The following is a 16,755-nucleotide window of genomic DNA, read 5'->3' as shown; positions in this document are numbered from 1 at the left end:
GGCGACAACGTCGCGCTGACCATCGAGCTGATCACGCCGGTGGCGATGGAGAAGGGCCTGCGCTTCGCCATCCGCGAGGGCGGCCGCACCGTCGGCGCCGGCACCATCTCGGAGATCATCAAGTAAGGGCGGAAGAGCGGGGCTTCGGCCCCGCGTCTGCGAAACATCAACGCGGGCCTCGAGGCCCGGAACCAGCGGCAGGATCAAGCCGCGAGCTCTTTGAGGCGAAACGAAATGGCAACCAACGAAAGAATCCGGATCCGGCTGAAAGCCTACGACTACCGCGTGCTCGACCAGTCCACCGGCGAGATCGTGGAGACGGCACGGCGCACCGGCGCGCAGATCGCCGGGCCCATCCCGCTACCCACGGTGAAGAACAAGTACTGCGTGCTGCGTTCGCCGCACGTGGACAAGAAGTCGCGCGAGGCGTTCGAGATCCGCACGCACAAGCGCCTGCTCGACATCCTTGAGCCCACGCAGCAGACGGTCGACGCGCTCATGAAGCTCGACCTGCCCGCCGGCGTCGACGTCGAGATCAAGGCCTTCGGCAAGGAACACAAGTAGGCGGCGTTTCGCGGGCGTTTGAGCCCGCGGCCGCCATCTTGAGGCCGCTGCTGAGAGAAGCGAAGCGAGGCCGAAGGATCTCAGGAACAACGACAGTCCGCACTCAGCGCGGATGATGAGGAGATAAGGGATCATGGCAAGCATCAACGGCATTCTCGGGAAAAAGGTCGGCATGACGCAGCTGTTCGACGACAAGGGCGACGTCTGCCCGGTCACCGTGCTGCAGGCCGGCCCGTGCGTCATCACGCAGAAGAAATCGGCGAACAAGGACGGCTACGACGCCGTGCAGATCGGCCTGGTCGAGTTCGTCAAGGGCAAGAACGTCACCGAGCCGATGAAGGGACACTTCGCCAAGCACAACCTGCCGCCGGTGAAGTTCATGAAGGAAGTCGGCGTCGTGGTCGACGGCAAGGACGGCCAGCAGAAGGCCGAGGCCGCCGAGGGCGAGCAGCCCGCCGAAGGCAGCCTGAAGGTCGGCGACAAGGTCCTGGTCGACATCTTCCAGGACGAGAAGTACGTCGACATCTCCGGCACCAGCAAGGGACGCGGTTTCGCGGGCGTCGTTCGCCGGCACCACTTCCAGGGCGGACCCGCCGCGCACGGCCACATGTTCCAGGTGCAGGGCTCGATCGGCGCGTCTTCGTTCCCGTCGCGCGTCTTCCCGAACCAGCGCATGAGCGGCCACATGGGCGACGCCGCCGTCACGGTGCGCAACCTCAGGATCCGCGGCATCGACCTCGACGAGAATCTGCTGTTCGTCGAAGGCGCGGTGCCGGGCCACAAGGGCGCGTACGTGGTGATCAACCGCGCCAAGAGGCCGCCGAGAGAGCGTCGCGGCTTCGCCGGCTCCACCACCATCGACCCGTTGAAGGCCGCCAAGAAGGCCGCTGCGGGCAAGAAGAAGTAACGAGAAACGACCATGGCAAAGATCGACGTAGTCAATCTGGAAGGCAAGAAGGTCGGCTCGCTCGACCTCGCCGACGAAGTCTTCGGCGCGGTCAACGAGGCGCTGCTGTACGAAGCGGTGAAGCACTACCGCGCCGCGCAGCGCGCCGGCACGCACGCCACCAAGAACAAGAAGCTGGTGTCGGGCGCCGGCAAGAAGCTCTGGCGGCAGAAGGGCACCGGACGCGCCCGCGTGGGCTCCATCCGCTCGCCGCTCTGGCGCCACGGCGGCACTGTCCACGGGCCGCAGCCGCGCTCCTATGACTTCCAGTTCCCGCGCAAGAAGCTCTTCGGAGCCCTGCGCTCGGCGCTGGCGGCCAAGTTCGCCGACGGCAAGCTCACCGTGGTCGAGAGCTTCGACCTCAAGGACGCCAAGACCAAGGCCTTCCGCCAGGCGCTCGACAAGCTGCACGTCGAGAAGACCGCGGTGATCGTGGATGGCAGCGCCGCCAACGCGAACCTCGAGCGCTCGGCTCGCAACCTCGAGGGCGTCGAGCTGGTCGCGCGCAACGCTGTGCATCCCTACCACCTGCTGCGCTACGACCGCGCTATCTTCTCGCGCGAGGCGCTCGAGAAGCTGCAGGAATCGCTGAAGGCTACCGCGCCCAAGCGCAAGCAGGAGGTCGCGTAATGAAGTCGGCCTACCAGATCATCCGCCGCCCCATCATCACGGAAAAGGGATTGGGCGCGAAAGAGACCGAAGGGACGCTCGTGTTCGAGGTCGCCGCGAAAGCGACCAAGACCGAGGTCAAGGAAGCCGTGCAGCAGATCTTCAAGGTGAAGGTCAGCTCGGTGCGCACCTCCAACTTCCAGGGCAAGGAGCGCCGCCGCGGCAAGTTCGCCGGCTATCGCCCCGACTGGAAGAAGGCGTACGTCAAGCTAAAGTCCGGCGAGAAGATGCCGGAGTACGCGCAGAACATGTAAGTCGCTAGCGGCTAGTTGCTAGTCGCTAGGAGAAAAGCAGCAACTATGGCCGCTGAAGGTTAGCGACCGACAAGAGAAGAAGAGATTATGGCGATCAAGACATACAGACCGTACACGCCGGCGATCCGGTATCGCACGAACATCGTCAACGATGATCTGACGACCGACCGCCCGCACAAGCCGCTGCTGGAGTCCAAGAAACGCACCGGTGGGCGCCGCAACTCGGGCGACATCACCATCTGGCATCGCGCCGGCGGGCACAAGCGCAAGCTGCGCGTCATCGATTTCAAGCGCGACAAGGCCGGCATCCCGGCCACCGTGCTCTCCATCGAGTACGACCCGAACCGCTCGGCGCGCATCGCGCTGCTCAGCTACGCCGACGGCGAGAAGCGCTACATCCTCCAGCCGGTCGGCCTCACCGTCGGGCAGAAGCTGATGAGCGGCCCCGACGCCGACATCCTGGTGGGCAATGCGCTGCCGCTGAAGAACATCCCGGCCGGCACCACCGTCCACAACATCGAGCTCAAGCCGGGCAAGGGCGCGCAGATGGTGCGTTCCGCCGGCGGCTCCGCGCAGCTGGTCGCCAAGGAAGGCGACTGGGCGCTCATCAAGCTGCCTTCCGGCGAGACCCGCAAGGTCATGATCGATTGCATGGCCACCATCGGCCAGGTCGGCAACCTCGACCACGAGAACGTCTCCATCGGCAAGGCCGGGCGCACCCGCTGGCTCGGTCGCAAGCCGGTCAACCGCGGCGTCGTCATGAACCCGGTCGACCACCCGCACGGCGGCGGCGAGGGCAAGACCTCCGGCGGCCGTCACCCCGTCACGCCCTGGGGACAGCCCACCCGCGGCTACAAGACCAGAAACAACAAGCGGACGGACAAGTTCATCGTCCAGCGCAGGAGCAAATAATGGCGCGCAGCCTGAAGAAGGGCCCGTTCATCGACGGGCACCTGTTGAAGAAGATCGACGACATGAACCAGCGCAACGACAAGAAGGTCGTGCGCACCTGGTCGCGCCGCTCGACCATCTCCCCCGAGATGGTCGGACACACCATCGCGGTGCACAACGGCAAGAAGTTCATCCCGGTGTACGTCACCGAGAACATGGTGGGGCACAAGCTCGGCGAGTTCTCCCCCACGCGCATCTTCAAGGCGCACTCCATGAAGTCGGCGGCGGAAGTCGCTGCGGCGGCTGCCGCGGCCTCGCGTCCGCAGGGCGGCGTGCCCGGCGGGCCGGGCGCCCCGGTCCCCGCGGGGACTCCGGCGCCTCCGGCGGGCGGCGCGCCACCGGCGAAGGGATAACGAGATATGGAATTCAGAGCTGAAGCACGTTACATCCGGGTATCGCCGCAGAAGGCGCGCCTCGTCCTCGATCTCATCAAGGGACGCCGCGTCGAAGAGGCGATGAACACCCTCATGTTCACCAAGAAGGGCATCGCGCCCGACATCCAGAAGCTGCTGCGCTCGGCCATCGAGAACGCCAACTACCTGAGCCAGGAGAAGGGTCTGGACGTCGACGTCGACAACCTGTACGTGAAGCGCGCGATCGCCAACGAAGGACCGCGCATGAAGCGCATCCGCCCGGCGCCGATGGGGCGCGCGTATCGCTACCAGCGCCGCATCGCGCACATCGAGATCGCGCTGGCGGAAAAAGGCGCCAACGGGAAAGCCACCGTCGTCACCGACGAGACGGAAGCTCCCGCGGCGCAGGCCAGGACCAAGGGCAAGACCGCGGGCAAGAAGAAGTCCGCGGCGAAGAAGTAAAAGGAAAAACGATGGGACAGAAGGTACATCCTTACGGATTCCGCCTCGGCTACACCAAGCCGTGGAAGTCGCGCTGGATCAGCGTGCGCGACTACGACAAGCTGCTGCTCGAGGACGTGAAGCTCAAGGCCGAGCTCAAGGACAAGCTCAAGTCGGCCGGCGTCAGCGCCATCGAGATCGAGCGCCCCGGCAACAAGCTGCGCATCATCATCAAGACCGCGCGGCCCGGCATCATCATCGGCCGCAAGGGCGCCGAGATCGACAAGCTCAAGCAGGAGCTCCAGAAGCGCACCAATCGCGAGGTCTTCATCGACATCCAGGAGGTGCACAAGCCCGAGCTGGACGCCCAGCTGGTGTCGGAGAACATCGCGCTCCAGCTCGAGAAGCGCGTCGGCTTCCGCCGCGCCATGCGCAAGGCGGTCGATTCCGCGCTGCGCTTCGGCTGCAAGGGCATCAAGGTGCGCGTCTCCGGCCGCTTGAACGGCAACGAGATCGCGCGCTCCGAGTGGTACCTGCAGGGTCGCCTGCCCCTGCACACGCTGCGCGCCGACATCGAGTACGGCTTCTCGGAAGCCAAGACCACCTACGGCGTCATCGGCGTGAAGTGCTGGATCTACAAGGGCGAGATCTTCGCGACCAAGAAGGGCAAGGAAGCGGCCGCAACGCCGCCCATCCCCGGCGCCGGAGCGTTCTAGGGTACTCGCAACTCGCAACTCGGGACTGAGAACTCATTATGTTGATGCCAAAGAAAGTGAAGTATCGCAAGCAGCAGCGCGGACGCATGCGCGGCAAGGCGTGGCGCGGCTCCGAGCTCGCCTTCGGCGATTACGGCCTGAAGGTGCTCGAGCCCGGCTGGATCACCGACCGCCAGATCGAGGCCAGCCGTGTCGCCATGACGCGCTTCATCAAGCGCGGCGGCAAAGTTTGGCTGCGCCTGTTCCCCGACAAGCCAGTCACCAAGAAGCCGGCCGAGACCCGTATGGGCAAGGGCAAGGGCGCGCCCGACCACTGGGTCGCCGTCGTCCGCCCCGGCAAGATCCTGTTCGAGATGGAAGGCGTCACGTTCGCGGAAGCCGATGAGGCGCTCCGCCTGGCGTCGCACAAGCTGCCGCTCAAGACCAAGGTCGTCTCGCGGCACGGAGCGCACTAGAGGAAGCTATGGCTAAAGGACTCACTGCAGACAAGGTCCGCAACCTGACGCCGGAAGAGCTCCGGCAGCAGCAGCGGGACCTCAACGACCAGCTCTTCCGCCTCAAGTTCCAGATGAAGATGGGACAGACGGAGAGCTTGAAGAAGATCCGCGGGCTCCGGCGGGAGATCGCCCGGGTCAAGACCATCGCGCGCGAGCAGGAGCTCGCCGGCGCCAACGGCTCCAAGCCGGTGGCCTCGGAGAAGCCGGCCGCGAAGGCGGAGGCGAAGCCCGCCAAGAAGGCGGAGAAGAAGACCGCCACGGGGAGGAAGTAGGCCATGGCCGAGAAGAAACAGGCAGCAGCGGCGCCGGCGCAGTCGGACCGCAACACCAAGATCGGCCAGGTCGTCTCCACCAAGATGGCGAAGACCATCGTGGTCGAGACCAACCGCCAGAAGGCGCACCCGCTCTACAAGCGCGTCGTGCAGCGCTCCAAGAAGTTCTACGCGCACGACGAGAAGGGCGAGGCGCACGTCGGCGATTTTGTCGAGATCGAGGAGACGCGCCCGCTCTCGAAGCTCAAGCGCTGGCGCCTGAAGAACATCATCCAGCGCGCCGCCCTGGCTGAGGAAGCCGAGCAGGCGTCGTAACGGTCTTTGTATCAGGGCACGACCTGAAGAGGGCCGCGTCCAGGACGAGGTTGACAAGGGGCTTTACCCCGGAGAAACGAACATGGCAGTCATGATGAGATCGATGCTCGAGGTCGCCGACAACTCCGGCGCCCGCAAGCTGCAGATGATCTTGCCGCTCGGCGGCGGCGCCGGCCTCACCGCGCACCTCGGCGACGTCTTCACCGCCGCGGTCAAGGAAGCTTCGCCTGACGGCACCGTCAAGAAAGGCACCGTGGTCAAGGCCGTGCTGGTCCGCGCGCGCAAGGAGCATCGCCGCAAGGACGGCACCTACATCCGCTTCGACCAGAACGCCGCGGTGCTGATCAACGAAGCCGGCGAGCCGGTCGGCACGCGCGTCTTCGGGCCCGTCGCCCGCGAGCTGCGCGAAAAGAAGTTCCTCAAGATCGTTTCCCTGGCCCCGGAGGTGCTCTAGATGTCGCAGACGACCGTTGATATCCGCCGGAACGACACGGTGAAGGTCATCTCGGGCAAGGACCGCGGCAAGCAGGGGCGCGTGCTGCGCGTCTTCCCCGACACCAAGCGCATCCTCGTCGAGCACGTCGGCGTGGTGAAGAAGAACGTGCGCCCCAATCCGCAGCGCAACATCAAGGGCGGCATTGCCGAGCAGGAAAGCGCCATCTCGCTCTCCAACGTGATGCTGATGTGCCCCGACTGCACGCGCCCGGTGCGCGTCGGCCACGAGAAGAAGGGCGACCAGCACGTGCGCGTCTGCAAACGCTGCGGCAACACGCTCGAAGGCAAGAAGTGACACCCCAGGAAGACCCCACGAACCCGTCGAACCGGAAACCGTGGGAGAAGGTAGACCGAGGAAATGGCAGCCAGACTGAAGCAGAAATTCGATAAGGAAGTCGCGCCGGCCCTGATGAAGGAGTTCGGGATGAAGAACCCGATGGCCGTGCCGCACCTTCACAAGATCGTCGTCAACATGGGGGTGGGCGAAGCCACGCAGAACGCGAAGGTGCTCGACCCCGCCGTCCGCGACCTGGGCGAGATCACCGGGCAGAAGCCGGTCATCACGCGCGCCAAGAAGTCCATCGCGGCCTTCAAGGTGCGCGAGAACATGCCCATCGGCGCCATGGTCACCCTGCGCGGCGACCGCATGTACGAGTTCTTCGACCGCCTGGTGAACACCGCGCTGCCGCGCGTCCGCGACTTCCGCGGCGTCTCCACCAAGTCCTTCGACGGCCGCGGCAACTACACCCTCGGCCTCAAGGACCAGCTCGTCTTCCCGGAGATCGATTACGCCAAGGTCGACAAGATGATGGGCATGAACATCACCATCGTCACCACGGCCAAGAACGACAACGAAGCACGCTCGCTGCTGAAGCTTCTCGGAATGCCCTTTCGGACGGCGGCATAGCAAAGGAAAACATGGCAACCACGGCAAAGATGGTCAAGGACGCTCGGAAACCCAAGTTCAAGAGCCGCCAGCACAACCGCTGCAAGCTCTGCGGACGCCCGCGCGCGTACCTCCGGAAGTTCGGAGTGTGCCGCCTGTGCTTCCGCGGGCTCGCCCTCAAGGGCGAGATCCCCGGGGTCTCGAAGTCGTCCTGGTAAGGAAGTTTCAGGTTTCAAGTTTCATGTTTCCAGCCTCGAAACTTGAGACCCGAAACGCGAAACCGATTTTTTAGTTTCGTCACCGCTGGTTTCCGCCACTGCGGACGAACGGGTGACGTGAGGAGAGCAATAGATGAGTCTGACCGATCCGGTCGCAGATTTCCTGGCGCGCGTGCGCAACGCGATCCAGGCCAAGCAGCAGAAGGTTGACGTCCCGGCTTCGAAGCTGAAGCTCGAGATGGCCCGCATCCTCAAGGAGGAGGGCTACATCGCGAACTTCAAGGCCACGGAGGAGGAAGGGCGCAAGCTCATCCGCGTCTACCTGAAGTACGGCCCGAACAACGAGGCCACCATCTCGCAGCTGGCGCGCGTCTCGCGCCCCGGCTGCCGCGTCTACGTCGGACGCAACGAGATCCCGCGCGTGCTCGGCGGGCTCGGCATCAACATCCTCACCACGCCCAAGGGCGTGATGACCGGCCGCCAGGCGCGCAAGGAAGGCGTCGGCGGTGAAGTGCTGTGCGAGATCTACTAGGAAAGGACCTTCAGTAGAGACGGCCTTCTGGCCGTCTCCGAACAACGAGGAAGTCGGGTCCGTGAGAGCGGGCCCTGAGTACGGACTCGAAAGGAAACGGAAGCAATGTCGAGAATCGGTAAGAAACCTATCCCGGTGCCGCAAGGCGTGAAGGTCGAGATCGCCGGCAACCTCGTGCGCTTGCAGGGGCCGAAGGGCAAGATGGAGCAGCCCCTCCCGCCCGGCATCAAGCTGGAGCAGAAGGACGGCAACCTGCTCGCGGTCCGCGAGTCCGACGACCAGGCCGCGCTGCACGGGCTCGCCCGCGCGCTCGTCAACAACGCCATGGAAGGCGTCACCAAGGGCTGGGTCCGCGAACTCGAGATCGTCGGCATCGGCTACCGCGCCGAGATGAAGGGCAAGGGCACCGTGGTGTTCTCGCTCGGCTACTCGCACCCCATCGAATATCCGCTGCCGAGCGGCATCGAGTGCACGGTGGACCCGAAGCAGACCAGGCTCACGCTCACCGGCATCGACCGCCAGAAGATCGGGCAGGTCGCCGCCGAGATGCGCAGCCTGCGTCCGCCCGACCCGTACAAGAACAAGGGTGTCCGCTACGCCGGCGAGCGCTTGAAGAAGAAGGTCGGCAAGACCGGAGCGAAGTAACGAGATTTGCGCGGTGTCATCCTGAGGCCGCCGCGGCGGCCGAAGGATCTCACCGAGAAAAACGTGGAAGCAGGAAGAAAATCATGATTCCGCAACGCGAAAAGAACGTCATCCGCAAGCGCGTGCACGTGCGCATTCGCGAGAAGCTGTCGGGCACGGCCGAGCGGCCGCGGCTCAACGTCTACCGCTCGCTGAACCACATCTACGTCCAGCTCATCGACGACCTGGCCGGCAAGACCATCGTCTCCGCCTCCACCAACGAGAAGGCCGAGGCCAAGGGCGCGAAAGCCAAGGGTAAGAAGACGGGCGGCAACGTCGCCAGCGCCAAGGCCATCGGCAAGCTCATCGCCGAGCGCGCCAAGGCCAAGGGCGTCGAGCAGGTGGTGTTCGACCGCGGCGGCTACATCTACCACGGGCGCGTGAAGGCTTTGGCCGACGCCGCCCGTGAAGCCGGACTCAAGTTCTAGGAAGAAGAGACCTCAATGCCAACAGTGATGAAGAGACTCGACGCCGGAAAGTACAACCTGAAAGATCAGGTCGTGGCCATCAACCGCGTCACCAAGGTCGTGAAGGGCGGCAAGAACCTGTCGTTCGCCGCGCTCGTCGTCGTCGGCGACCCCTCCGCCGGCGTGGTCGGCTACGGCTCCGGCAAGGCGAAGGAAGTGCCCCAGGCCATTCGCAAGGGCATCGAAGCCGCCAAGAAGAACCTCGTGCGCGTCCACCTGAAGGACACCACCATCCCGCACACCTCGCTCGGGCGCTTCGGCTCGGGCATGGTGCTGCTCAAGCCCGCGCCGGAAGGCACCGGCGTCATCGCCGGCGGCGCCGTGCGCGCGGTCATGACCTCCGCGGGCGTGCAGAACGTGCTCACCAAGTCCATCGGGACGGCGAACCCACACAACGTCATCAAGGCCACCTTTGACGCGCTCAAGAAGCTGCGTGACCGCAAGGAAGTCGCGGCGCTGCGCGGCAAGACGGCCGAGGAGCTCTAATGACCGCTGAAAAGAAGTCCGCCAAGCAGGGCACCATCCGCATCAAATGGGTCCGCTCGTTCATCCAGGCGCCGGTGAAGCACAAGAAGGTCGTCAAAGGCCTGGGCTTCACGCGGCTGAACCAGGTCATCGAGCGCGAAGACACGCCCTCGATCCGCGGCATGGTCAACAAGGTACCGCATTTAGTCGAGATCGTTCAGTAAGGAGATTTGCTGGCTGCTGGAAGCTAGGCGCCGATCGCCCATAGCCAACAGCCAACAGCAGGATTTATGAATCTTTCTACCATCAAAGCACCGAAGGGCTCGAACTCGAACAAGAAGCGCGTGGGCCGCGGCATGGGCTCGGGCATGGGCAAGACCTCGACTCGCGGTCACAAGGGCCAGCGCTCGCGCTCCGGCTCGCGCATGATGCGCGGCTTCGAAGGCGGCCAGATGCCGCTCCACCGCCGCGTTCCGAAGCGCGGCTTCAACAACATCTTCCGCCAGGAGTACCAGATCGTGAACCTGGAGACCCTGGCCACGCTCGGCCAGAAGGAAGTCACGCCCGACTCGCTCTACGAAGCCGGCGCCGTGCGCAAGAGCAGCGTGCCCGTGAAGGTCCTGGGGGACGGCGAACTGAAGCAGGCGCTCACCGTCCGCGCGCACAAGTTCTCCAAGTCGGCCGAGGAGAAGATCACCAAGGCCGGCGGCAAGATCCTCGTCATCGGCGCGGTGGAAGCGCCAACGAAGTCCGAGCCCAAGGCCAAGGCTGAGCCCAAGGCCAAGGCTGAGCCCAAGGCCGAGTCCAAGCCGAAAAAGAAGCAGCCGTAACGGGAAACAGGAAACCGGAAACGTCAATGCTCGAGAAGCTGGCAAATATCTTCCGCATTCCAGACCTGCGCAAGCGTGTGCTCTTCACGCTCGCGATGCTGGCGGTCTATCGCCTGGGCTCGCACATCCCCACGCCCGGCATCAATCCCGAGGCGCTCACGCGGGCCTTCGAGCAGCAGGCGGGCTCGCTGCTCGGCTTCTACGACCTGTTCTCCGGCGGCAACTTCCGCAAGTTGACCGTCTTCGCCCTCGGCATCATGCCGTACATCACCTCGTCCATCATCCTGCAACTCTTGACGGTGGTGTACGAGCCGCTCGCGCGCCTGCAAAAGGAAGGCGAGCTCGGCCGCCGCAAGATCACCCAGTGGACCCGCTACCTCACGGTGGCGCTCTCCGCCATGCAGTCGTTCGGCATTGCCATCACGCTGGAGCGCATCCAGGGCGAGCAGATCGTGCTTCACCCCGGCTGGGGCTTCCGCATCATGACGATGATCACCCTGACCGCGGGCTCGGCCTTCATCATGTGGCTGGGCGAGCAGATCACCGAGCGCGGCGTCGGCAACGGCATGTCGCTGCTCATCTTCGCCGGCATCGTCGTCGGCCTGCCCCGCGCCATCTTCGACCTCTGGGAGAAAGTCCGCACCAACGCCTGGGGCGCGCTCACTCCCGTCGCCATGGTCGCGCTCATCGCGCTCATGATCGCGGTGGTCGCCTTCATCGTCTTCGTCGAACGCAGCGAACGCCGGATCCCGGTGCAGTACGCCAAGCGCGTCGTCGGCCGCAAGGTCATGGGCGGGCAGAGCACGTTCCTGCCGCTGCGCGTCAACACCGGCGGTGTCATGCCGGTCATCTTCGCGTCCTCCATCCTCAGCTTCCCGCTGATGATCGAGCCTTTCGTGAAGAACTCCACCAACGCTTTCATGAAGAACTGGCTCGCGCCCACGCTCGAAGCCATGCGCTGGGGAGAGCCGCTCTACACGCTGCTCTACGTCGGCGGCATCATCTTCTTCGCCTACTTCTACGTCTCGATCGTGTTCAACCCGACCGAGGTCGCCGACAACATGCGCAAGTACGGCGGGTTCATCCCCGGCATCCGCCCGGGCCGCCGCACCTCCGACTTCATCAACGAGGTGCTCACGCGCATCACCTTGGTCGGCGCGCTCTACCTCATCCTCATCTCGCTCATCCCCGAATGGATGATCGCCGGCATCCACCTCCATCACCTGCCGCGCTGGCTGGGCGGCGACTTCTTCGCCAACCTGCCCACCTGGATCACCAACGGCCTGGGCGTGAACTTCTACTTCGGCGGCACGTCGCTGCTGATCGTGGTCGGCGTCGCGATGGACACCGTGCAGCAGATCGAGGCGCAGCTCATCATGCGCCACTACGAAGGTTTCACCCCGCGCAGCGGTCGCATCCGCGGCCGTCGCGCCTGGTAGCAGGGCGCGGCTTGAGCCGTGTCCGTACAAGTTGAGAAGGTTCAAGTCGGCTTTAGCCGATGACGCAAGGTTCGGGGAAATTCGGGCAACGCAGGCAGAAACGAAGGAACCATGGCTAGCACCGCTACACAACGCGCGATCGGACCGGTAGTCCTGCTCGGACCTCCGGGCGCCGGCAAGGGCACCCAGGCCAAGCGCATCGCCGAGCACTACGGCATCCCGCAGATCTCCACCGGAGACATCCTGCGGGCCAACGTTGCCTCCGGCACGGAGCTGGGCAAGAAGGCCAAGGCCATCATGGAGAGCGGCAACCTGGTACCCGACGAGCTGGTGCAGCAGATGGTCGCCGACCGCCTGCGGCAACCCGACTGCGCGCGCGGGTACATCTTGGACGGCTTTCCGCGCACCCTGGCGCAGGCGCAGTGGCTCGATAAGTACCTTAAGGATCAGAAGGATAGCCACACCGCCCCGGTTGTGGTCGATATTCAGGTCGGTTATAATGAATTGCTGGGCCGGCTCACCGGGCGTCGTACTTGTCCCACCTGCGGTCGCATCTACAACGTTCATCTGCAACCTCCCAAGGTCGATGAGCTTTGTGACGTCGACGGGGCGAAGCTCGTCACGCGCAAGGACGACACCGAGGAAGTCATCGCCGAACGCCTGAAAGCCTACGAGCGGCAGACGGCGCCTCTGACCGACTACTACCAGTCGCAGGGGCGCTTGCGCGCGCTCGACGGCGCCAAGGCGATCGACGACGTGACCGGACAGGCGTTTGCCGCGCTCGATAAGGCGCGGCCGTGAACACGAGGATGCCCATCGTCTGTAAGTCAGCGAGTGAGCTCGAAAAGATGCGCCGCAGCGGCGGGATCGTCCGCACGGTGCTCGACGAGCTCAGGGCGATGGCGAAGCCGGGAGTCAGCACGATGGACCTGGAACGGCACGCGGAAAAGCGCGTGCGCGAGCTGGGCGCCAAGCCGGCGTTCAAGGGATATCACGATTATCCCTGCGTGTTGTGCACGAGCGTGAACAACGAGATCGTGCATGGCATCCCGTCGGAGAAGCGCAAGCTGGCGGATGGCGACATCGTCTCCATCGACTGCGGCGTGGTGCTCGACGGCTACTACGGCGACGCGGCCATCACCGTCGCCGTCGGCGAGAAGATCACGCCGACGGCGCAGAAGCTGCTCCAGGTGACCGAGGCTTCGCTGGCGCGCGCCATCGAGAAGGTGCGCATCGGCAACACCGTCGGCGACGTCGGCGCCGCCGTGCAGGAAGTCGTCGAGGCCAACGGCTTCAGCGTGGTGCGCGATTTCGTCGGCCACGGCATCGGCACCAAGCTGCACGAAGACCCGCAGGTCCCCAATTTCGGGACGCCGGGTCACGGCGCGCGGCTGCGGGAGGGCATGGTGCTGGCCATCGAACCGATGGTCAACGCCGGCAAGCCGGGCGCGCGCGTGCTCGCCGATAACTGGACCGCGGTGACCGAGGACGGCTCGATCAGCGCGCACTTCGAGCATTGCGTCGCCGTCACGAAAGACGGCCCGCTGGTGCTTACGGCCTAGAAGGATTATGTGCAGGCGGGCGACTCGCCCCGCCGGGTCGGGCAAGGGAACAAGCCGCGTTCCGGCGATCGAGTTTAGCCCAGCGCTTTAGCGCTGGGTCAGGTAGCGAAGCGGAACGAAGCCCCGTAGGGGCGACTGAAAGAGGTAAATGAGCAAGGAAGACGCGATTGAAGTCATGGCAGTGGTCCTGGAACCCCTGCCCAACGCCATGTTCCGGGTGGAACTGGAGAACAAGCATCAGGTCCTCGCCCATGTCTCCGGACGCATGCGCAAGAACTTCATCCGCATCCTTCCGGGCGACCGGGTCGCGGTGGAACTCTCGCCCTACGACCTGACGCGCGGCCGCATCGTGTATCGCTACAAGTAGGTTTTGGTCTTTCGAGAAACAAGAAACAAGAAACGAGAAACGGTTTTATGAAAGTTCGGGCATCGGTCAAGAAGATTTGCGACAAGTGCAAGATCATCCACCGCAAGGGTGTGGTGCGCGTGATCTGCGAGAATTCGAAGCACAAACAGAGGCAGGGATAATCCATGGCACGCATTGCAGGCGTCGATCTCCCGCGTAACAAGCACGTGGACGTCGCGCTCACCTACATCTACGGCATCGGGCATCCGCGCTCGCGCCGCATCGTCGCGGCCGCCAACGTCGAGCCCACCAAGAAGGTGCAGGACCTCAACGAAGAAGAGGTCAACCGCATCCGCCAGGTCATCGAGGGCGAAGGCGGCGTCGAGGGCGACCTCCGCAAGGATGTCCAGCTCCACATCAAGCGCCTCATCGAGATCGGCTCGTACCGCGGCTCCCGGCACCGCAAGAACCTGCCCGTCCGCGGGCAGCGCACGCACACCAACGCCCGCACCCGCAAGGGACCGCGCAAGGGCACGGTGGCGAACAAGAAAAAGGCGGTCGCGAAGACATAATGGCGAAAGAACCCAAGCAGCCCTCAGCCCAGGCCGGCGCCGCAGCCGGAGCGCCTGCAACCGGAGCGCCCGAAAAGAAGGGCAAGAAGAAGGCCTTCAAGAAGCGCGAGAAGAAGCACGTCCCGCACGGGCTCGTGCACATCCAGGCGTCGTTCAACAACACCATCGTGACCATCACCGACCAGGGTGGCCAGACGATCTCCTGGAAGAGCTCGGGCTCGCTCGGCTTCCGCGGCTCGCGCAAGGGCACGCCCTTCGCCGCGCAGCAGGCGGCCATGAACGCCGCCAACATGGCGCGCGAGCACGGCCTGCGCTCGGTGGATGTCCGCGTCTCGGGTCCGGGTTCGGGTCGCGAGTCCGCCATCCGCGCGCTCGCTGCCGCCGGCATCGAGGTGCGCTCCATCCGCGACGTCACCCCGATCCCGCACAACGGGTGCCGTCCGCCGAAGCGCCGCAGAGTGTAAGCAATACCGGTGCGCGCCGAATGGAGCGCACCACGACTCGGTACTCGGTACTGAGAATGGATCAGGAAGAAGCGCCCTCCGTCGCGCGTAAACTGATCGACCCCGAAACAAGGAAGAAGGAGAAGAATGGCTCGTTACAAAGATGCAGTCTGTCGTCTCTGCCGCCGCGAGGGCATGAAGTTGTTCCTCAAGGGGCAGAAGTGCTTCACCGAGAAGTGCCCGGTGGAGAAGCGCAACTTCGCTCCCGGTCAGCATGGCAAGGACCGCAAGGCCAAGATCGTCGGCTACGGCCTCCAGCTGCGCGAGAAGCAGAAGACCAAGCGCATGTACTTCACGCTCGAGAAGCAGTTCCGCAATTACTTCGAGAAGGCCGCGCGCTCCAAGGGCGTGACCGGCGAAGCGCTCCTCCAGCAGCTCGAGCGCCGTCTCGACAACGTCGTCTACCGCCTCGGGTTCGCGGTCGCGCGGCGCCAGGCGCGACAGCTCGTTCGCCACGGCCACATCGAGGTCAACGGCAAGAAGGTCAACATCCCGTCGTACCAGGTCTCGACCGGCGACACCATCGCCATCCGCGAGAAGAGCCGCAAGCTCACCGTCGTCGAGCAGGCCAAGGAAGTCACCTCGCACCAGGCGGTGCCCACGTGGATCTCCGCCGACCGCGATAACTTCACCGCCAAGGTCCTTTCGCTGCCCAAGCGCGAAGAGATCCAGATGCCGGTGAACGAGCAGCTCATCGTCGAGCTGTACAGCAAGTAGCGTGGGGAGGCGGGCGACTCGCCCGCCGTTCGCGCGCCAAACAGTTTTCGGCCCGCATTCGCACCAGATGGGCCGCTGCGGAGCACGACCTCATGCGGGCCGCATGGGGAGGCCGCGGTGAGCCGAATGGGCGAAGGAGAAAAACGCAAATGGTACTTTGGAAAGGTTTTCAGAAACCCAAGCGTCTAGCCACCGACACCGAGACGCTCACCGACAAGTACGGCCGCTTCTGGGCGCAGCCCTTCGAGCGCGGCTTCGGCACCACCGTGGGCAACGCCCTGCGGCGCGTCCTGCTCAGCTCCATCGAGGGCGCGGCCGTCACCGCCGTCAAGATCGAGGGCGTGCTCCACGAGTTCCAGTCCATCCAGGGCGTGGTCGAGGACGCCACCGACATCATCCTCAACCTCAAGCAGGTGCCCTTCAAGCTGAACGGCGAAGGCCCCAAGGCCATCTACCTGAAGTCCGACCAGCCGGGCGTCGTCACCAGCGGCATGATCGAGGCCGACGGCGACGTCGAGATCCTCGACAAAGAGGTCTACATCGCCACCATCTCCGAGGGCGGCAAGCTCGACATGGAGATGCGCCTCAAGCGCGGCCGCGGCTACGTCGCCGCCGACAAGAACTTCGACGAGGACCTCGGCCTGGGCTTCATCCCCATCGACTCGGTCCACTCGCCCGTCCGCAAGGTGAACTACACCGTCGAAGCCGCGCGTCTCGGCCAGATCACCGACTACGACAAGCTGACCCTCGAGCTCTGGACCAACGGCTCCGTCACGCCCACCGACGCGCTCGGCCTCGCCGCCAAGCTGCTCAAGGATCACATGGCGATCTTCATCAACTTCGAGGAAGAGCTCGAAGCCGAAGCCGCCTCCGATTCCAAGCCCGAGATCCGCAACGAGAACCTCAACCGCTCGGTCGAGGAGCTGGAGCTTTCCGTTCGCAGCTACAACTGCCTCAAGAACGCGAATATCCAGACCATCGGCGAGCTGGTCCAGAAGACCGAGGCCGAGATGCTCAAGACCAAGAACTTCGGCCGCAAGTCGCTCAACGAGATCAAGGAG

The 16,755-nt window shown here is 64.5% G+C and carries 30 protein-coding genes; all 30 read left to right on the top strand.

Annotation, left to right across the window (positions count from 1 at the left end):
* The first annotated feature begins 234 nt into the window (after positions 1 to 234).
* Positions 235 to 564: a 30S ribosomal protein S10 gene (gene rpsJ / locus VLA96_06460; GenBank protein HSE48834.1), complete on the top strand. Its 330-nt coding sequence runs from the start codon at positions 235 to 237 to the stop codon at positions 562 to 564.
* 133 nt (positions 565 to 697) lie between these two features.
* Complete coding sequence (rplC, locus tag VLA96_06455; protein HSE48833.1) at positions 698 to 1,471, top strand: 50S ribosomal protein L3; 774 nt, start codon at positions 698 to 700, stop codon at positions 1,469 to 1,471.
* A gap of 12 nt (positions 1,472 to 1,483) precedes the next feature.
* Positions 1,484 to 2,140: a 50S ribosomal protein L4 gene (gene rplD / locus VLA96_06450; GenBank protein HSE48832.1), complete on the top strand. Its 657-nt coding sequence runs from the start codon at positions 1,484 to 1,486 to the stop codon at positions 2,138 to 2,140.
* Positions 2,140 to 2,433 carry a 50S ribosomal protein L23 gene (locus VLA96_06445; GenBank protein ID HSE48831.1) on the top strand — a complete coding sequence of 98 codons (294 nt, stop codon included), beginning with the start codon at positions 2,140 to 2,142 and terminating at the stop codon, positions 2,431 to 2,433. Before rplD ends, VLA96_06445 begins: the two co-directional genes overlap by 1 nt.
* Before the next feature lie 87 nt (positions 2,434 to 2,520).
* Entirely contained in the window at positions 2,521 to 3,345 is an 825-nt protein-coding gene (gene rplB, locus VLA96_06440) for a 50S ribosomal protein L2 (GenBank protein ID HSE48830.1), read from the top strand.
* The gene (rpsS, locus tag VLA96_06435; GenBank protein ID HSE48829.1) at positions 3,345 to 3,737 is read left to right on the top strand and encodes a 30S ribosomal protein S19; all 393 of its coding nucleotides are present in this window, start codon (positions 3,345 to 3,347) and stop codon (positions 3,735 to 3,737) included. Before rplB ends, rpsS begins: the two co-directional genes overlap by 1 nt.
* A gap of 6 nt (positions 3,738 to 3,743) precedes the next feature.
* The gene (rplV, locus tag VLA96_06430; protein ID HSE48828.1) at positions 3,744 to 4,199 is read left to right on the top strand and encodes a 50S ribosomal protein L22; all 456 of its coding nucleotides are present in this window, start codon (positions 3,744 to 3,746) and stop codon (positions 4,197 to 4,199) included.
* Between the two features lie 11 nt (positions 4,200 to 4,210).
* A complete protein-coding gene (gene rpsC / locus VLA96_06425) occupies positions 4,211 to 4,894 on the top strand; it encodes a 30S ribosomal protein S3 (GenBank protein HSE48827.1) in 684 nt (227 codons plus the stop codon).
* Between the two features lie 44 nt (positions 4,895 to 4,938).
* The gene (gene rplP / locus VLA96_06420) at positions 4,939 to 5,349 is read left to right on the top strand and encodes a 50S ribosomal protein L16 (GenBank protein ID HSE48826.1); all 411 of its coding nucleotides are present in this window, start codon (positions 4,939 to 4,941) and stop codon (positions 5,347 to 5,349) included.
* Positions 5,350 to 5,357: 8 nt separating this feature from the next.
* The gene (rpmC, locus tag VLA96_06415; GenBank protein ID HSE48825.1) at positions 5,358 to 5,663 is read left to right on the top strand and encodes a 50S ribosomal protein L29; all 306 of its coding nucleotides are present in this window, start codon (positions 5,358 to 5,360) and stop codon (positions 5,661 to 5,663) included.
* 3 nt (positions 5,664 to 5,666) lie between these two features.
* Positions 5,667 to 5,978: a 30S ribosomal protein S17 gene (rpsQ, locus tag VLA96_06410; GenBank protein ID HSE48824.1), complete on the top strand. Its 312-nt coding sequence runs from the start codon at positions 5,667 to 5,669 to the stop codon at positions 5,976 to 5,978.
* A gap of 82 nt (positions 5,979 to 6,060) precedes the next feature.
* Positions 6,061 to 6,432, top strand: a complete 372-nt coding sequence (rplN, locus tag VLA96_06405; GenBank protein ID HSE48823.1) for a 50S ribosomal protein L14 — start codon at positions 6,061 to 6,063, stop codon at positions 6,430 to 6,432.
* Complete coding sequence (gene rplX, locus VLA96_06400; GenBank protein HSE48822.1) at positions 6,433 to 6,768, top strand: 50S ribosomal protein L24; 336 nt, start codon at positions 6,433 to 6,435, stop codon at positions 6,766 to 6,768. It abuts the gene before it with no gap.
* Between the two features lie 63 nt (positions 6,769 to 6,831).
* On the top strand, positions 6,832 to 7,380 hold the full coding sequence (gene rplE, locus VLA96_06395) for a 50S ribosomal protein L5 (protein ID HSE48821.1): 549 nt from the start codon (positions 6,832 to 6,834) through the stop codon (positions 7,378 to 7,380).
* Between the two features lie 11 nt (positions 7,381 to 7,391).
* Positions 7,392 to 7,577 carry a type Z 30S ribosomal protein S14 gene (locus VLA96_06390; protein ID HSE48820.1) on the top strand — a complete coding sequence of 62 codons (186 nt, stop codon included), beginning with the start codon at positions 7,392 to 7,394 and terminating at the stop codon, positions 7,575 to 7,577.
* A gap of 133 nt (positions 7,578 to 7,710) precedes the next feature.
* Positions 7,711 to 8,109, top strand: coding sequence for a 30S ribosomal protein S8 (gene rpsH / locus VLA96_06385; GenBank protein ID HSE48819.1), 399 nt, complete (start codon positions 7,711 to 7,713; stop codon positions 8,107 to 8,109).
* 105 nt (positions 8,110 to 8,214) lie between these two features.
* Positions 8,215 to 8,754 (top strand): 50S ribosomal protein L6, encoded by a 540-nt coding sequence (rplF, locus tag VLA96_06380; protein ID HSE48818.1) that lies wholly within the window; start codon positions 8,215 to 8,217, stop codon positions 8,752 to 8,754.
* Between the two features lie 83 nt (positions 8,755 to 8,837).
* Positions 8,838 to 9,221 carry a 50S ribosomal protein L18 gene (gene rplR, locus VLA96_06375; GenBank protein HSE48817.1) on the top strand — a complete coding sequence of 128 codons (384 nt, stop codon included), beginning with the start codon at positions 8,838 to 8,840 and terminating at the stop codon, positions 9,219 to 9,221.
* 15 nt (positions 9,222 to 9,236) lie between these two features.
* A complete protein-coding gene (gene rpsE / locus VLA96_06370; GenBank protein HSE48816.1) occupies positions 9,237 to 9,746 on the top strand; it encodes a 30S ribosomal protein S5 in 510 nt (169 codons plus the stop codon).
* A complete protein-coding gene (gene rpmD, locus VLA96_06365; GenBank protein ID HSE48815.1) occupies positions 9,746 to 9,949 on the top strand; it encodes a 50S ribosomal protein L30 in 204 nt (67 codons plus the stop codon). The genes rpsE and rpmD overlap by 1 nt, the downstream gene beginning before the upstream one ends.
* 66 nt (positions 9,950 to 10,015) lie before the next feature.
* Positions 10,016 to 10,555 (top strand): 50S ribosomal protein L15, encoded by a 540-nt coding sequence (rplO, locus tag VLA96_06360; protein HSE48814.1) that lies wholly within the window; start codon positions 10,016 to 10,018, stop codon positions 10,553 to 10,555.
* Between the two features lie 26 nt (positions 10,556 to 10,581).
* Positions 10,582 to 11,994, top strand: coding sequence for a preprotein translocase subunit SecY (secY, locus tag VLA96_06355; protein HSE48813.1), 1,413 nt, complete (start codon positions 10,582 to 10,584; stop codon positions 11,992 to 11,994).
* Between the two features lie 111 nt (positions 11,995 to 12,105).
* Positions 12,106 to 12,795: an adenylate kinase gene (locus VLA96_06350; GenBank protein HSE48812.1), complete on the top strand. Its 690-nt coding sequence runs from the start codon at positions 12,106 to 12,108 to the stop codon at positions 12,793 to 12,795.
* Between the two features lie 8 nt (positions 12,796 to 12,803).
* Complete coding sequence (map, locus tag VLA96_06345; protein HSE48811.1) at positions 12,804 to 13,556, top strand: type I methionyl aminopeptidase; 753 nt, start codon at positions 12,804 to 12,806, stop codon at positions 13,554 to 13,556.
* A 148-nt stretch (positions 13,557 to 13,704) separates the two neighbouring features.
* Positions 13,705 to 13,923, top strand: a complete 219-nt coding sequence (infA, locus tag VLA96_06340) for a translation initiation factor IF-1 (GenBank protein ID HSE48810.1) — start codon at positions 13,705 to 13,707, stop codon at positions 13,921 to 13,923.
* A gap of 47 nt (positions 13,924 to 13,970) precedes the next feature.
* Positions 13,971 to 14,084: a 50S ribosomal protein L36 gene (rpmJ, locus tag VLA96_06335; protein HSE48809.1), complete on the top strand. Its 114-nt coding sequence runs from the start codon at positions 13,971 to 13,973 to the stop codon at positions 14,082 to 14,084.
* Between the two features lie 3 nt (positions 14,085 to 14,087).
* A complete protein-coding gene (rpsM, locus tag VLA96_06330) occupies positions 14,088 to 14,474 on the top strand; it encodes a 30S ribosomal protein S13 (protein HSE48808.1) in 387 nt (128 codons plus the stop codon).
* Positions 14,474 to 14,938: a 30S ribosomal protein S11 gene (gene rpsK, locus VLA96_06325; GenBank protein ID HSE48807.1), complete on the top strand. Its 465-nt coding sequence runs from the start codon at positions 14,474 to 14,476 to the stop codon at positions 14,936 to 14,938. Before rpsM ends, rpsK begins: the two co-directional genes overlap by 1 nt.
* Positions 14,939 to 15,064: 126 nt before the next feature.
* On the top strand, positions 15,065 to 15,694 hold the full coding sequence (gene rpsD, locus VLA96_06320) for a 30S ribosomal protein S4 (protein ID HSE48806.1): 630 nt from the start codon (positions 15,065 to 15,067) through the stop codon (positions 15,692 to 15,694).
* A gap of 149 nt (positions 15,695 to 15,843) precedes the next feature.
* Positions 15,844 to 16,755 (top strand): DNA-directed RNA polymerase subunit alpha (locus VLA96_06315; GenBank protein ID HSE48805.1); only part of this gene is annotated, 912 nt, incomplete at its 3' end.

Source organism: Terriglobales bacterium (assembly GCA_035457425.1).
Lineage (GTDB): Bacteria > Acidobacteriota > Terriglobia > Terriglobales > Acidobacteriaceae > JACPNR01.
The sequence above is the reverse complement of the archived record's forward strand: the minus strand, read 5'-3'. Positions and strand labels throughout refer to the sequence as shown.